Genomic DNA, 301 nt, shown 5'->3' on the forward strand with positions numbered 1-301 from the left:
CACTCAGCCGAAGCCTCGCGGTACTATTAGTTTTCAGCATCGTTGGCGGATTTGCCTACCATCGATATACCTACAACCTTTAACGAACTATTCCGTCAGTTCGCGGCAGTGTCACTACTCCGTCCCCACATCGCAGTTATAAAAAGTACTGGAATATTAACCAGTTGTCCATCGAATGTCCCTTTCGGGTTCTCCTTAGGACCCGACTAACCCTGATCCGATTAGCGTTGATCAGGAAACCTTATCCTTTCGGTGGGCGGGTTTCTCTCCCGCCTTATCGTTACTTATGCCTACATTTGCT

Annotated in this window: 1 rRNA gene (cut by a window edge); it reads right to left on the minus strand. The window is 48.2% G+C overall.

Annotated features, from left to right (window positions below):
- Nucleotides 1-301: ribosomal RNA gene (locus ASG05_RS15735) — 23S ribosomal RNA — on the minus strand; its annotated part runs 973 nt beyond the window's last position; the annotation flags it as partial.

Origin of the sequence: Frigoribacterium sp. Leaf186 (genome assembly GCF_001423905.1) — a bacterium.
In the GTDB taxonomy this organism is placed as follows: domain Bacteria; phylum Actinomycetota; class Actinomycetes; order Actinomycetales; family Microbacteriaceae; genus Frigoribacterium.